Annotated in this window: 11 protein-coding genes and 1 pseudogene; 8 read left to right on the plus strand and 4 right to left on the minus strand. The window is 71.5% G+C overall.

Going from position 1 to position 13,915, the window contains the following annotated elements; genetic code table 11:
- Nucleotides 1–164: 164 nt before the first annotated feature.
- Both AC0VYD_RS04050 and AC0VYD_RS04055 read right to left on the minus strand, forming a co-directional pair.
- Nucleotides 165–1,417, minus strand: a pseudogene (locus tag AC0VYD_RS04050) (LCP family protein).
- Nucleotides 1,418–1,569: 152 nt separating this feature from the next.
- Entirely contained in the window at nucleotides 1,570–2,688 is a 1,119-nt protein-coding gene (locus AC0VYD_RS04055; RefSeq protein WP_475478655.1) for a galactokinase family protein, read from the minus strand.
- Nucleotides 2,689–2,891: 203 nt separating this feature from the next.
- Here AC0VYD_RS04055 and AC0VYD_RS04060 point away from each other — a divergent pair, with 203 nt between their 5' ends.
- The 5 genes from AC0VYD_RS04060 (at nucleotide 2,892) to AC0VYD_RS04080 (ending at nucleotide 8,405) form a co-directional block, all read left to right on the plus strand.
- Nucleotides 2,892–4,007, plus strand: coding sequence for a YihY/virulence factor BrkB family protein (locus AC0VYD_RS04060; protein ID WP_475478656.1), 1,116 nt, complete (start codon nucleotides 2,892–2,894; stop codon nucleotides 4,005–4,007).
- A 150-nt stretch (nucleotides 4,008–4,157) separates the two neighbouring features.
- The gene (locus tag AC0VYD_RS04065) at nucleotides 4,158–5,330 is read left to right on the plus strand and encodes a glutamate--cysteine ligase (protein WP_475478657.1); all 1,173 of its coding nucleotides are present in this window, start codon (nucleotides 4,158–4,160) and stop codon (nucleotides 5,328–5,330) included.
- Between the two features lie 27 nt (nucleotides 5,331–5,357).
- The gene (locus tag AC0VYD_RS04070; protein ID WP_475478658.1) at nucleotides 5,358–6,593 is read left to right on the plus strand and encodes a M20 family metallopeptidase; all 1,236 of its coding nucleotides are present in this window, start codon (nucleotides 5,358–5,360) and stop codon (nucleotides 6,591–6,593) included.
- Nucleotides 6,594–6,672: 79 nt separating this feature from the next.
- Nucleotides 6,673–7,770 (plus strand): adenosine deaminase, encoded by a 1,098-nt coding sequence (locus AC0VYD_RS04075; RefSeq protein ID WP_475478659.1) that lies wholly within the window; start codon nucleotides 6,673–6,675, stop codon nucleotides 7,768–7,770.
- Complete coding sequence (locus AC0VYD_RS04080; protein WP_475478660.1) at nucleotides 7,755–8,405, plus strand: PH domain-containing protein; 651 nt, start codon at nucleotides 7,755–7,757, stop codon at nucleotides 8,403–8,405. Before AC0VYD_RS04075 ends, AC0VYD_RS04080 begins: the two co-directional genes overlap by 16 nt.
- 527 nt (nucleotides 8,406–8,932) lie before the next feature.
- Here the strand turns inward: AC0VYD_RS04080 and AC0VYD_RS04085 are convergent.
- Complete coding sequence (locus AC0VYD_RS04085; RefSeq protein ID WP_475478661.1) at nucleotides 8,933–9,757, minus strand: purine-nucleoside phosphorylase; 825 nt, start codon at nucleotides 9,755–9,757, stop codon at nucleotides 8,933–8,935.
- 321 nt (nucleotides 9,758–10,078) lie between these two features.
- Between AC0VYD_RS04085 and AC0VYD_RS04090 the strand changes: the two genes are divergently transcribed.
- The 3 genes from AC0VYD_RS04090 to AC0VYD_RS04100 all read left to right on the plus strand — a co-directional run bounded on the left by AC0VYD_RS04090 (nucleotide 10,079) and on the right by AC0VYD_RS04100 (nucleotide 12,627).
- On the plus strand, nucleotides 10,079–11,461 hold the full coding sequence (locus AC0VYD_RS04090; protein ID WP_473036611.1) for an NAD(P)H-quinone dehydrogenase: 1,383 nt from the start codon (nucleotides 10,079–10,081) through the stop codon (nucleotides 11,459–11,461).
- A gap of 148 nt (nucleotides 11,462–11,609) precedes the next feature.
- A complete protein-coding gene (locus tag AC0VYD_RS04095; RefSeq protein ID WP_475478662.1) occupies nucleotides 11,610–11,978 on the plus strand; it encodes a TFIIB-type zinc ribbon-containing protein in 369 nt (122 codons plus the stop codon).
- Nucleotides 11,979–11,991: 13 nt separating this feature from the next.
- Nucleotides 11,992–12,627: a P-loop nucleotide/nucleoside kinase family protein gene (locus AC0VYD_RS04100; protein WP_475478663.1), complete on the plus strand. Its 636-nt coding sequence runs from the start codon at nucleotides 11,992–11,994 to the stop codon at nucleotides 12,625–12,627.
- Here the strand turns inward: AC0VYD_RS04100 and AC0VYD_RS04105 are convergent.
- Nucleotides 12,624–13,865 carry a chemotaxis protein CheA gene (locus tag AC0VYD_RS04105; RefSeq protein WP_475480173.1) on the minus strand — a complete coding sequence of 414 codons (1,242 nt, stop codon included), beginning with the start codon at nucleotides 13,863–13,865 and terminating at the stop codon, nucleotides 12,624–12,626. The genes AC0VYD_RS04100 and AC0VYD_RS04105 overlap by 4 nt on opposite strands.
- Nucleotides 13,866–13,915 lie beyond the last annotated feature (50 nt).

A 13,915-nucleotide genomic window follows, 5' to 3' on the forward strand; every position in this document is an offset into this window, starting at 1 on the left:
GACGTGCCGGCCGTGCGCCCGCTGGGGGGTAGGCGCGCACAGTACGGAACGTCACGAAGAAGGGCCCGTCACTCCGGTGACGGGCCCTTCGCTCGTCCGCGGGCCGGTCCGGGCCCGGTCCGGGCCAGGGCGTCCTCGGCCGACACCCGCTCCGCCGCGCCGCCCTAGTCCTCCATGACCTCCTCGGGGATGGGCTCACCGGTGCGCATGGCCTCGAACATCTGCTCGGACCTGCCCTCGTCCCACAAAACGACCGAACCCACGCCCTCCAGGGTCGGGGTGCTGCCCACCGGCACGGCGGTGGTCCGGGTACCGCCGCGCATCGCCAGCAGCATGCTCGCCAGGTGGCGCAGCTTGTCGCCCTCGTCGACCATGAACGTGTCGGTGCCCGCGAGCACCAGCGGCACCGAACGGAAGGGGTTGACCATCGTGGAGGGTGCGCTGGCCTTCTGGATCAGCGCGGAGAAGAACTCGCGCTGGCGCTGGATCCGGTCCAGGTCGGCGCGCGCGGTGGCGCGGGTGCGCACGTAGCCCAGCGCGGTGCCGCCGTCCATCTCCTGGCAGCCCGCCTCGATGTCCAGGCCCGCCTTCGGGTCCGCCATCGGCTCCTCCGGGCACAGCTCCACGCCGCCGACCGCGTCGACCAGGTCGACGAAGCCGCCCATGCCGATCTCGACGTAGTGGTCGATCCGCACGCCCGAAGCCTGCTCGAAGGTCTGCACGAGCGGTCCCGGACCGCCGCAGACCTCCGTCCCCGCCTCGTCGGTGCCGCACACGGCGTCGGCGAAGGCGGTGTTGATCTTGTTGTCCGCGTACCCCGGAATGGCCATGGGGACGTAGGAGTCGCGCGGCACGCTGACGATCGTGGGGTCGCCGTCGCGGGGCATGTACAGCACCATGATCGTGTCGGTGCGACGGCCCTCGGCACGGCCGGTGGCCAGCTCCTGGACCTGCTCGTCGTCCAGGCCGTCGCGGCTGTCGGAGCCGACGATCATGTAGGTGGTCCCGGGCTGGCGGTCCGGTCGGCCCTCGTAGTCCTGGAGCGCCTCGACCCGCTCCAGCCGCGAGTCCGCCCAGAGGTAGAAGGCGCCGGGGATTACCAGGAGGAGGATCAGCGCCACGACGAACGCGTTGCGGACCTTCCTCCTGCGGCGCTCCTGCGCGCGGCGCTTGATGCCGCGGCCGTCGTACTCGCGTCCGGCGCTGTGGGTGGGGCGCCTCCTCGGGCGGTGCGGGGGCACCCGGTCGGCAGGGGGAGCCGGCGGGTCTCGCCCACCACCCGCTGCTCGGACTCGCGCGAACGGTAGAGCTTCTCGAACGCGTCCGCCCTGCCGGGGTCGCCCCCGCGCCGGAACACGCCCCCTCTGTCGTGTTCACCGGTCGAGCCGGGTTCCTCCCGCTGCCGTCGGTCAGCCATCGAATCGCCTATCTGCTCCGCGCCGTGTGTCCTGGGTGTGTCTTATGTCCCTTGTGATCGCTGAAAGAGTAGTCGGGTTCACCCCGATCTCCCCAGGCGGCCGGGGAACCGCCCCCGGAGGACCGCGGGGGCGGGGCTCCGGGGCAGTCGGCTCAGGACCTCCGGCGGGCCCCGTCGGCGGGTACCGCGGTGCGGATCCGGGGCTCGGGCCACCCCTTCTCCGCGAACGCACCGCGGACCGCCTCCGCGACGCCGGCCGCCCGGTCCTCGCCGACCAGGGCGAGGGCCGTCCCGGCCCACCCCGACATCCGGGCCCCCCGGGCGCCGGCTCGCGCCGCGGTCTCGACCGCCAGCTCCACGGCGGGCAGGGGCAGGCCGAACCGGCGCAGGGACAGGTGGGAGGCGGACAGCACCGGTCCGATCTGCACGGCGCGGCCCGCGCGCAGCAGCCCGACCGCCGCGTTGAGCCGGTGGACCTCGGTGACGGCGTACTCCACCCGGCTGCGCAGCACCGGGTTCTGCAGGCCGCGCAGCGCCTCCGGCAGGTCCTGGACGGCGCGCAGCGGGCCGAGCACGCCCTGGGCCCGCTCCAGCTCGGCGGCGCGGATCGGGCGCGGGTCCCGTCGGGGCAGCTCCCCGGTCTCCAGCACGACCAGCCGCAATCCTGCCCCGGCGAGGTCGAACGGCAGCACGGTAGTCCGGCCGCTGGTCCGGTTCACGCGCACCGCGTGCCCGGCGCGGGCGTCCAATGACACGCTCTGGTCGACGGGACTCCCAGGGGGGAGGCCGGCCCCGGCGAGGTCGGCCAGTGCCAGGGACACCGCCGCGCCGGCCGCAGCGGCACGGCCCAGGGAGGCGTGTGCGGGCAGGCCCGATCCGATGAGGACCCGCACGCCCGCCCCGGTGTCCAGAACGCCCCTGTCGCGCGCGTCGGCCACGGACCCGGCCACGGCCCGGGCCGAGCTGTCCCGGCCGCTCAGCGGGCCGCTGGGCGTCGCCACGTGCAGCTGCCCGTCCGTCGTGGTGCCGACCGCGGCGGTCACCCCCCAGGGCAGGGCCGCGTACAGGGCCGGGCCGGCACCGGCCGCGATGTGTTCGCCCATGAGCGCGAGCCGTCCCGGCGCGTGCCACAGGCCCTCGGGCTCGGCCCCGAAACGCTCTTCGAAGGCGAGCGCCAGGACCCCGTCGCCGGGAACCTCCGGCCAGGCTCCGACCGGCCCCCCGGTCCTCGCCCCCAACACAGCCCGCACCCGCGCCCCGGTGACCCCCACGCGCCGTCTCCGTTCTCGGTTCCCTCAGTGGAAATCCACGTCGATGTACGGTTCCAGTCTGCCGTCACTTCGGTACCGGACGGGTGTGGGGCTTTCCCCGCGAAGGCGCGGTGACGTTAGGTTGTGCCCCTGCGTACGCGGAACCGCCGGAAGGCCGCCGTGAGTGCGGCGGGCGACGGGGGAACGGAACGGACAGGGGGACCATGGCCGCAGCGCTGGACCGGGCGAAGGACAGGGCACGGCACTACCGGAACCTGGCGATGGACACCTACTGGGGGCTGCGGCGCCGGTACCCGTTCGTCGACCACCTGGTGCGTGCCGGTGAGCGCTACTCGGACCGCAGGGGGAACCAGCTGGCGGGCGGGGTCACCTACTTCGCCTTCCTGTCCTTCTTCCCGCTGCTGGCGCTGGCCTTCGCGGTCGTCGGTTTCCTGGCGGCCCGGCAGGTCGAGCTCACCTCCTACCTGGAGGAGGCGCTGGACGACGTGCTGCCGGGGCTGTCCCAGCAGCTGCCCATGGACCAGATCGCCGACGCCCGGGTGGGCGCGAGCGTGCTCGGTCTGCTCGGTCTGCTGTACGCGGGCCTGAACTCGGTGTCGGCGCTGCGGGAGGCCCTGCACTCGATCTGGTTGAAGAACCTCAAGCACGGGCCCAACTTCGTGCTGCGCAAGGCGGGGGACCTGCTGGTCATGGTCGGCCTGGGCTCGGCCCTGTTCTTCACGGTCGCGTTCACCAGCGTCATGCAGACCGCCACGGTTTGGCTGCTCTCCCTGGTGGGGCTGGACGGGTCGTTGCTGGCGAACCTGTCCCTGCGGGCCCTGGCCCTGGTCATCGCCGTCGGTGTGAACATGTGCCTGTTCCTGCTGACCTTCGCGCTGCTGTCGGGGTCCGGACGGCCGACCAGGATGATGTGGCGGGGCGCGCTGCTGGCGGCGGTGGGGTTCGAGGTGCTCAAGAACGTCGCGACGCAGCTGCTGGCCGGGACGCTCAGCAACCCGGTCTACGCGTCCTTCGCCGTGCTGGTCGGCCTCCTGGTGTGGATCAACCTGGTGATGCGCCTGGTGGTGTTCAGCGCGGCCTGGACGGCCACCTGGCTTCCGATGCCGCCGCCCTACACCGGTTCCCTCCCGCTGCCGGAGGAGAACGGTATGGACTGGACCCGGCCGACCCCGGTTCTGCGGCCGTGTGCGAAGGAGCTGGCCGAGCGCCGGTTCGCCCGGCGGGTGCTCGCCCTCGGGTTGTCGCTGGTGGGGGCCGTGGTCGGTGCGGCGGCCGCCGCGACGGCTCTCCGGCCCCGGCGGGAGCCCCAAAGGAAGTGAAAAGCACTTGGAAAGAATTCGCTTTTTTCTGGGTGTTTGATTCCGTATGCGCGAGGTGTGTGACGGGTAGTCCTCCCCTGTCCCGGTTGGCCGGTTCGCCGGGATGAGCGGTGCGTCGGTCACAGCGGCCGCCCCACACCTGGAGGGCACATGGGAATCGCATTCAAAACGTCCGAACGTGCGACGCTCGGGGTCGAGTGGGAGCTTCAACTCGTCGACCGGAGCAGTCGCCATCTTCGGCAGGAGGCGCAGCAGCTTCTCGCGGCCCTCCCCGACCTGAGTAGTGCGGCGGCGGTCCCCCCGCTGCGGCACGAACTCATGCAGTCCCAGGTGGAGGTGGTCACGGGGATCTGCGAGACGGTGGAGGAGGCCAAGCTGGACCTCTCCCGCAACGTGGCCCGGATGCGTGAGGTCCTCGAACCGCACGGAACCACCCTGACCTGCTCGGGGACCCACCCGATCGATGACTGGCGGGACCAGGAGCTCAGCCCCGGCAAACGCTACGGCGAGCTGGTGGACCAGATGCAGTGGCTGGCCCGACGGATCCTGACCTGCGGGGTCCACGTGCACGTCGGTGTGCGCGGGCAGGAGAAGGCCATTCCGATCGTGAACGCACTTGCGAAGTATCTACCGCATTTTCTTGCTTTGAGTGCTTCCAGCCCATTCTGGAACGGCCACGACACCGGCCTGGCCTCCGCGCGCTCGATTGTCTTCGGCGCCCTGCCCACCTCGGGGCCCCCGCCCAACCTCCCGGGCTGGGCCGCTTTCGAGGAATACCTCGAAACCCTTCTCCGGGCAGGTACCATCGCCTCTATCAAGGAAGTGTGGTGGGACATCCGTCCGCACCCGGATTTCGGCACCATAGAGATCCGGATGTTCGACGGCATTCCCACCTTGCGCGAGGTGGGCATGGCCGCCGCTCTCTCCCAGAGCCTGGTGGAGATGTTCGATCACCAGCTCGACCGCGGGTACAGCTTGCCCAGCCCGCCGTCCTGGGTGGTGAAGGACAACAAGTGGCGGGCCACCCGCTACGGACTCGACGCCCGTGTCATCACGGACGCACACGGAACCACGGTTCCGATCCGTGACGACCTCTACGAGCTGGTCCACGAGTTAACGCCGGTCGCCACCCGCCTGGGGTGCGCGCAGGACCTGGACCTGGTCTTCGAGGTCCTGGAGAAGGGCGCCTCCTACGAACGCCAGCGGGCGGTCGTCGCGGCGGGCGGTTCGCTCGAGGACGTCGTGGACCTGCTCTCCGCCGAGTTCGAGGGCGGCCCCACCCGTGCGACGGTCGGTGCCGGCGACGGAGCCGGTGCGCGGTAAGACGTGTAACGAAGAGGGGACCCTCGCATGCAGGGACGTGACCTGCCGGAACAGTTGACCGCTTTTCTGGCGCGCCATGAGCGGGAGCTCAAGGGCTTTCGCCGGGACCTGCACATGCACCCGGAACTGGCCTTCGCCGAGCACCGCACCACCGGCCGTCTGGCCGAACGGCTGCGCGAGGTGGGCCTGCGGCCCCGGACCCTCCCCCAGGGAACCGGCCTGATCTGTGACGTCGGGGACGGACCCGGCCCCACCGTGGCCCTGCGGGCCGACATCGACGCGCTCCCCCTCCCCGACGAGAAGGACGTCCCCTACCGCTCCACCGTCCCGGGCGTCGCGCACGCCTGCGGACACGACGTGCACACCACGGTCCTGCTGGCGACGGGGGCCTTCCTCGCGCAGCAGGACCGTGCGGGAGCCCTGCCCGGCCGGGTCCGGCTGCTCTTCCAGCCCGCCGAGGAGCTCCCCGGCGGGGCGGTGGAGGTCGTCAAGGCCGGGGCGATGGAGGGCGTCGACCGGATCTTCGCCCTGCACTGCGACCCCCGCCAGGTCGTCGGCAAGGTGGGCCTGCGCACCGGCGGCATCACCGCCGCCTGCGACCAGATCATGGTCCGCCTGTCCGGTCCGGGCGGGCACACAGCCCGTCCGCACCTGACCTCGGACCTGGTCTACGCGCTCGGCAAGGTCGTCACCGAACTGCCCGCCGCCCTGTCCCGCCGCATCGACCCCCGGGCCGGTTTCAGCCTGGTGTGGGGCCGGATCAGCGCGGGTTCGGCGCCCAACGTGATCCCCGACGACGCCGTCGCCGAGGGCACCGTCCGCTGCCTGGACGACGAGGCGTGGCACTCGGCCCCCGACATCCTCAAGGGCCTGGTCGAGTCGGTGGCCTCCGCCTACGGCGCCGACGCCGAGGTCACCTACCGCCGCGGTGTCCCGCCCACCATCAACGAGGCCCGCAGCGTCGAGATCATGCGTGAGGCCGCCACCGCGGCCCTGGGCGCCGAGGCGGTCGGATCGACCCCGCAGAGCCTGGGCGGCGAGGACTTCGCCTGGTACCTGGAGCACGCGCCCGGAGCGCTGGCCCGGCTGGGCACCCACTCACCGGACTGGGACGGGCCCATGCTGGACCTGCACCGGGGCACCTTCGACGTGGACGAGCGCGCGATCGGTGTGGGGACCCGGCTCATGGTGAGCACCGCGCTCACCGCGCTGTGGGAGAACGCCCCGGAAGGCGTCCGGGTGGGCGACCAGGCCCTGGCCTGACCGGCGGCTTCTGCCGGATTTTCGGCAACTTCGCGTCGCCGTGTCGGGTCCCCTCCCCGTCCGATGGCATCCTGAGTGGATGAACCAGCCACTCACAGTCGAACAGATCCGGCGGGCGCCGAAGGTACTCCTGCACGACCACCTCGACGGGGGCCTGCGCCCGGCCACGGTCGTCGAGCTGGCCAGGGAGGCGGGCTACACCGGGCTGCCCACCTACGACCCGGTCGAACTGGGGCGTTGGTTCCGCGACGCCTCGGACTCCGGATCCCTGGAGCGGTACCTGGAGACCTTCGCCCACACCACGGCGGTCATGCAGAGCCGTGACGCGCTGGTGCGCGTCGCCGCCGAGGCCGCCGAGGACCTCGCCGCCGACGGCGTGGTCTACGCCGAACAGCGCTATGCCCCGGAACAGCACCTCGAGGGCGGGCTCACCCTGGAGGAGGTGGTCGAGGCCGTCCAGGAAGGGCTCGAACTGGGGGAGAAGCGCGCGGCGGACGCCGGCCGGAGCATCCGCACCGGGCAGCTGGTGACCGCGATGCGCCACGCGGCCCGTTCCTCTGAGATCGCCGAGCTGGCGGTCCGCTACCGCGACGCCGGGGTGTCCGGTTTCGACATCGCGGGGGCGGAGGCGGGCAACCCGCCCACCCGCCACCTGGACGCCTTCGAGTACCTGCGCCGGGAGAACTTCCACTTCACCATCCACGCCGGTGAGGCCTTCGGCCTGCCCTCCATCTGGGAGGCCCTCCAGTGGTGCGGCTGCGACCGCCTCGGACACGGCGTGCGCATCATCGACGACATCACCACCAACGAGAACGGTGTGCCCCGGCTGGGCCGTCTCGCCCAGTACGTGCGGGACAAGCGGGTCCCGCTGGAGATGTGCCCCAGCTCCAACGTGCAGACCGGTGCCGCCGAGTCCATCTCCGAGCACCCGATCCGGCTCCTGCACGACCTGCGCTTCCGGGTCACGGTCAACACCGACAACCGCCTCCAGAGCGGGGTCACCCTGTCGGAGGAGTTCGCCAAGCTGAGCGAGGCCTTCGACTACGACTGGGACGACCTCCAGTGGTTCACGGTCAACGCCATGAAGTCGGCCTTCCTGCCCTTCGACGAGCGTCTCGCGCTGATCAACGGGATCATCAAGCCCGGCTTCGCGCAGTTGAAGTGGGCGACGCACTGATGGCCGGATCCGGTGGTGGTTCCACCACGCACTACTCCACCTCCTCCCGGGTGATGGCGGCGGTGTGGGTCGTCATCGCGGTCCTGCTCCTGCTGGACCTGGTGCTGCGGGGCCAGGACCGGCTGGCCTGGATCGCCGGGGCGGTCCTGGTGATGAGCATCGCCGTGGTCTACGTGGCGTGGCTGCGTCCGCGGGTGGTCTCCACCGAGCGCGGGATCCGGATGGTCAACCCGCTGCGCGAGACCTTCGTGCCGTGGGCGGCCGTGCGGTGGGTGGACGTGGTGGACGTGCTGCGGGTGCACACCGCGGAACGGGTCTACCGCTCGTGGCCGCTGCGTGAGACCAAGCGGGCCAGGGTCCGCGAGAACATGCGCCGGGAGTCGGGTTACCTGGATTCCGACGACGACGGGGACCCGACCCGGATGCGCCCGGTCGACCTGGTCGCCCGTGATCTGCGCCGGGACGCGGAGCGGTACAAGACGCGCCCGCTGAGCGGTCCGATCAAGGACGTCGAGGAGGAGGGGCAGGCCGCCCTGGGGGCCCAGGACCGTCCGCAGACGATGGTCCCGGTCGAGGTCATCGTCGTCCTGGGCGTGCCCGTGCTGCTGTTCGCGGCGGTGCTCCTGCTGGCCTGAACCGTTCCCCTCCCCGACCGGGCCCGGTCCCCGCGCGGTGCGCGGGCGGCCGGGCCCGGTTCTTGCCGGGCCGGGTCCGGCACCGGGGCTCGGGGCGGGGATCCGGTGCGCGGGGTTGACGAGCACCCCGGGGTTCTGCTTAGGTTAGGCATGCCTAAGGGAGAGTGTTCCGGGCGGGCGGGCTTCGCGCGGATGGCCACCCACCCGGATCCCCTCCCGAAGGCGACGCGCGCGGTTCAACTGAATATCGGTAGGAGAAGGTGTCGTCAGCCGCTAGTCCAACGGGGTCTGCGGGGATCCCGAGCGCGGGCGGCACCGGGGAAAGCACCACCTTCGGCCGGACCCGCGGCCGGTACCGTCCATCCCATGGCCTCGGGGTGTACGCTCGCCACGCCGGTACCGGACGCACCGGGTCCGGTCGGGGGTGCCCCACCTCCCCGCACGCACGAAAGCCCGGCACCGCCGGGCTTTTCGCGTTCCCCGGGCCCCACCGGGGCTTCCCGGGTCCGCGGGCGGTGCTGGCCGGGTCAGGCCGCGGCGAGTGTCCGGTTGAGCAGCTCCCCGAGTCTGCGCGCACGCTGGGTGACGACCTCCAGGGCGCGCTCGGACTCGAACGGCTCCAACACGGCTCCGACCGCGTCGTTGCTGACCACGGAAAGCCCCAGCACCTCGGCGCCCATCTCCACCGAGGCGATGGCCTCCAGGACGATCGACCGCCCCACCACGTCCGCGCCCGCCTGGCGCAGGATCTTCAGCTCGGCCGGGGTCTGCAGCTGCGGGCCCGAGGTGGCCACGTACACGCCTTCGGCCAACGAGGCGTCGACCCCGTGGATGATCCCGCGCAGCCGTTCGCTGTAGGCCTCGGTCAGGTCGACGAAGTCGGGGCCGGTCAGCGGGGACCTCGCGGTGAGGTTGACGTGGTCGCGCAGCACCACCGGCTGTCCCGGCCGGTAGTCGGTGCGCAGGGAGCCCGCGGATCCGGTCAGCACCGCGACCCGCGCACCCGCGGCGATCCCCGTCCGCACGGCGTGCGTGACCACCATCGGGTCGAGGCCCTCGTAGAGGTGGACGCGTCCCATGAACACGACCACGCGCTTGTCGCCCACCCACGTGCTCCGCACCCTTGCGCTGTGCCCCTCCGCGGTGGGCGCCACGAAGCCGGGGAGCTCGGTCGCGTCGAACTCGATGTCTGGCGTGCCCAGGGTGTCCGCCGCGCCAGCCCAGCCGGAGCCGAGCACCACCAGGGCGTCGAAGCTGTCGGCACCCGCGCGGGCCAGCAGTTCCTTCGCCGCGGAGCTCGCCAGCTCCTTCGCCTCGCCGGTCGTCCGGGGCAGCTGCTCTGATTCGCTCACAAGTCGGATGCTACCGCTGTGTAATCAGATAGTTCCGGAACGCAACGCAGTGTGTCCGGAGGGCGGAATGTACGCGTCGTCTCGGGTGACCTCGGTGACCAGGGCATGTGGGCTTCCTCGCGTAGGGCGAGGTCAGGAGGGTTTCGGTGTGCCGCTCCGGCCGCCCCCGAGGGCGTTGTCCGGGGTGCCTGCGGTTTTCGACGGTCGGCATGGCCGACAATGGTGGGAAGCGATAAAACCAGGTGGTGCCCTGCCATGCCCGAATATCGCCCCAGACCGGGAACGGGTGTGCCGCACCGCCCGCAGAGGGAGTGAAGCAGCGTGACGAAGGTCGTGATCATCGGTGGCGGGCCCGGGGGCTATGAGCCGGCGTTGGTCGCCGCGCAGCTCGGCGCGGATGTGACTGTGGTGGAGCGCGACGGAATCGGCGGTGCCTGCGTCCTCACCGACTGCGTCCCCTCCAAGAGCCTGATCGCCACCTCCACCCGGACCACGTACGTACGTGAGTCCGCTGACCTGGGCATCCACATCCCCGAGGCGGCGCAGGACAAGTCCTCCGTCGAGGTCGACATCGACCAGGTCAACTCGCGGATCAAACGCCTGGCCCAGGCGCAGTCCGAGGACACCCGGGCCCGACTCGTCAAGGAGGGCGTGGAGGTCATCAGCGGTCAGGCCCGGCTGGTCGATCCGCACATCGTGGCCGTCGGCGACCGCCGGATCACCGCCGACGTCGTCCTCATCGCCACCGGAGCGCACCCCCGCGAGCTGCCCACCGCCAAACCCGACGGTGAGCGCATCCTGACCTGGCGCCACCTCTACGACCTGGAGAAGCTGCCGGAGAAGCTGATCGTGGTCGGCTCCGGTGTCACCGGTGCCGAGTTCGCCAGCGCCTACCAGTCCCTGGGATCGGACGTGACCCTCGTCTCCTCCCGCAGGCTGGTCATGCCGACGCAGGACTCCGACGCCGCCGAGGTGCTGGAGGACGTCTTCATGCGCCGGGGCATGACCGTCCTCAGGCAGACCCGCGCCGAGTCGGTCGTACGCACCGACGACGGTGTCCGGGTCACCCTCTCCGACGGTCGCACGGTCGACGGCAGCCACTGCCTGATGACCGTCGGCATGATCCCCAACACGGAGGGCCTTGGTCTGGAGGAGGCCGGGGTCCGGTTGGGTGACGGCGGGTTCGTCGAGGTCGACCGCGTCTCCCGGACCACCGTCCCCGGTGTCTACGCCGCCGGTGACTGCACCGGGGTGAACATGCTGGCCTCGGTGGCCGCCATGCAGGGCCGTATCGCCATGTGGCACGCGCTCGGCGAGGCCGTGGCCCCGCTGCAGCTGTCCACCGTCGCCTCCACCGTGTTCACCCACCCCGAACTGGCCGCCGTCGGTGCCAGCGAGGACGACGTGCGCAGCGGCCGGATCGACGGCCGCACGGTCACCCTGCCGCTGAACACCAACCCGCGCGCCAAGATGAACGAGGTCAGGGACGGCTTCGTCAAGCTCATCTGCCGCCAGCACACCGGCATCGTCCTCGGCGGCGTCATCGTCGGCCCGCGCGCCAGCGAACTCATCCTGGGCGTGTCCATCGCGGTCCAGCAGCGCCTGACCGTCGACGACCTCGCGCACACCTTCTCGGTCTACCCCTCCCTGTCGGGCAGTGTCACCGAGGCCGCCCGCTCCCTCATGATCGCCTCCCCCGAATAGGGCGCGCTCCGGGGCCGGGGACCGGTCACCGCGGCACACCCGCCGTGTGCGAGTGCAGGGCACACGGCGGGCCGGGTCCTTACCCGCCCTTGACGGGAGCAGGTGTATCTTTACCCGTTCTTGACGGGAAACGGCGTATCTTTCCGGCGTGACCTGTCCAAAGTGCCAGAGCCAGATGCGTACCTTCGACCGCCAGGGCGTCCACATCGACCGGTGTGACGGCTGCCAGGGAATCTTCCTGGACCGGGGTGAGCTGGAACGCCTCGTCGCTGCGGAACAGCAGCACTACGGAGCCGCTCCGCCCCCCGACCCGCAGGCGCCCCCGCCCTACCCGGGCCAGCAGCCCGGCTATCCGGGGCACAAGCCCGCCTACCCGGGCTCCCCGGCCGGCTACGGCGGCTACCGGGACTCGCCGCCCGCCTACCGGGACTCGCCACGGGCCTACCGGGGCTACCAGGACTCGCCCCGCCCCTACCGTAAGCGTCGCAAGGGCTTCCTGGAACAGCTCTTCGACTAGTCGGACCAGAGCCGTGCATCCGCTGATCTGTACACACTGCGGGGAGTGGGACGGGCTACCGGACACCGGAGGCGGCGATCACCTGCTGCGTTGCTCCTCCTGCGGTCTGACCCGACCCTTCCTGCGGCTCCCGCTCCTCTGCGTGACCGGGCCCAGCGGCACCGGGAAGTCCACCGTGGCCCGGAAGCTGCTGGACCGGCTGGGGGAGCGGTTCGTCGTGCTCGAACAGGACCTGCTCTGGGTGGGCGGCCTGCGCGACCCGGCCGAGGAGCACCGCCTGTTCCGCTCCACCTGGCTGCGCACCGCCGCCATGGTGCAGCAGAGCGGGCGACCCGTCGTGCTCTGCGGGACCGTGGCCCCGCCCGAACTGGAACCCCTGCCCGAGCGGGCGCTCTTCTCGGGGATCCACTACCTCGCGCTCACCTGTGATCCCGGCGTCCTCGCCGACAGGCTCAGGGCCCGCCCGGCCTGGCGCGGGTGGGACGAGGCGAGGGTCGCCGAGACGCTGGAGCACCAGGAGTGGCTGGTCGCCGAGGCCGAGCGGCTCCGGCCCCCGGTCACCCTGCTCGACACCACCGAGTCCGGCCCCGGGGAGACCGCGGCCGCGATCCACCGGTGGGTGGACGCGGCCGCCGGAGCGGGCGACTAGAAGTCGAACCCGCCGAAGTCCCCGAAGTCGCCTCCGCCCATGTCCCCGCCGAAGTCGCCTCCGCCGCCCATGTCCTCACCGGCGCCCATCATGCCGCCGCCCATCATCGACCCCATCATGGAGCCCATCATCATGCCGGTGAACATGCCCATCATCATGTCCATGCCGAAGTAGCCGCCGGCGTAGGGCGAGTAGGCGGGCCCGGCGTCGTAGTACGGGCGGCGCTCGCCGTCGACCTCGACCATGCGCACGTCCGGCTGGCCGCCGGTGCGCACCGCCTGGGCGCAGACCGCACACGCGGTGACCGACCTGGGCGACCCGCCGGGCGGGGCCCAGGTGACGTCCTCGGTGGACGGCCCGTGCTGCGGGTTGAAGAAACAGGGCCCGCGCCGCTCGGGGACCGGCTCGCCGTTCATCCGTGCGCGGGTGGCGGTCATGTAGTAGCGGCCGTCCTCCAGCGCACCGGTCACCGACTTGACCTGCTCGGGTTCCTGGATGGTGTCCAGCAGGGACTTGGCCCGGTCGTAGGAGTCCATGGCCCGGGAGTAGTCGTTTCGGGTCTCCTCGTCCACCGCGGACAGGTCGATCTCCAGTCGGGCGACGTCCTCACCGAGGCGGACGACGTCCTCGGTGGCCATCTGCCTGATCTCCTCCAGCTGCTTGGCCTTCTCGGCCTCGCGCTTCTTGCGGCTGTTGTACACGTACCAGCCGCCCGCGGCCACGATCAGCACGAGCACGGCGAGCAGTACGAGGCCGGAGCCGCCGCCCCCGGCGGGGGCCTCGTCGGCGGTCTCCGTGCTCTGGACGGCGTCGGGCACCGCCGCGAGGGTGTCGATCGGGTTCTGGCCCCCCTCGTCGAGGGCCGTCTGCCTGATGGCCTCGGTGTCCTCCAGGTTGGGGGAGGTCACGTAGAAGTTCTCACTTCCGCCCAGGACGCCGTAGGCCCCGTCGCCGACCTCGGCCATGACCGGCTCCATCACGGCGTTCACCCCGGCCTCGGAGGTGGCGACCTCGGACGGCAGGGCCACGTAGTAGACGGGGGTGTCCGCGCCCGCGGAGACGGACTCCAGCGCGGCCACGTCCGCGGCCGGGATCACGTCGATGGACGGGTCGACGAAGACGCCGTCGTCCTCCAGCTCCGCGACGATGTCCTGGGTCTGGGGCGGTTCCCCGGGTGCGTCGGCAGCGGCGGGAACCGCGGCGGCCACCACCGCTCCCAAGGCTCCGGCGGTCAGCAGTGCGGGTGTTACCAGGCGACGCAACATGATCGTTCCTCTCGCTTCCCTCA

The organism is Nocardiopsis sp. iso_40 (assembly GCF_056173285.1).

Excerpts from the sequence above, each read along its gene's own strand:
- AC0VYD_RS04060 (WP_475478656.1), top strand. The coding sequence starts at position 2,892 with ATGGCCGCAGCGCTGGACCGGGCGAAGGACAGGGCACGGCACTACCGG.
- AC0VYD_RS04065 (WP_475478657.1), top strand. The coding sequence starts at position 4,158 with ATGGGAATCGCATTCAAAACGTCCGAACGTGCGACGCTCGGGGTCGAG.
- AC0VYD_RS04070 (WP_475478658.1), top strand. The coding sequence starts at position 5,358 with ATGCAGGGACGTGACCTGCCGGAACAGTTGACCGCTTTTCTGGCGCGC.
- AC0VYD_RS04075 (WP_475478659.1), top strand. The coding sequence starts at position 6,673 with ATGAACCAGCCACTCACAGTCGAACAGATCCGGCGGGCGCCGAAGGTA.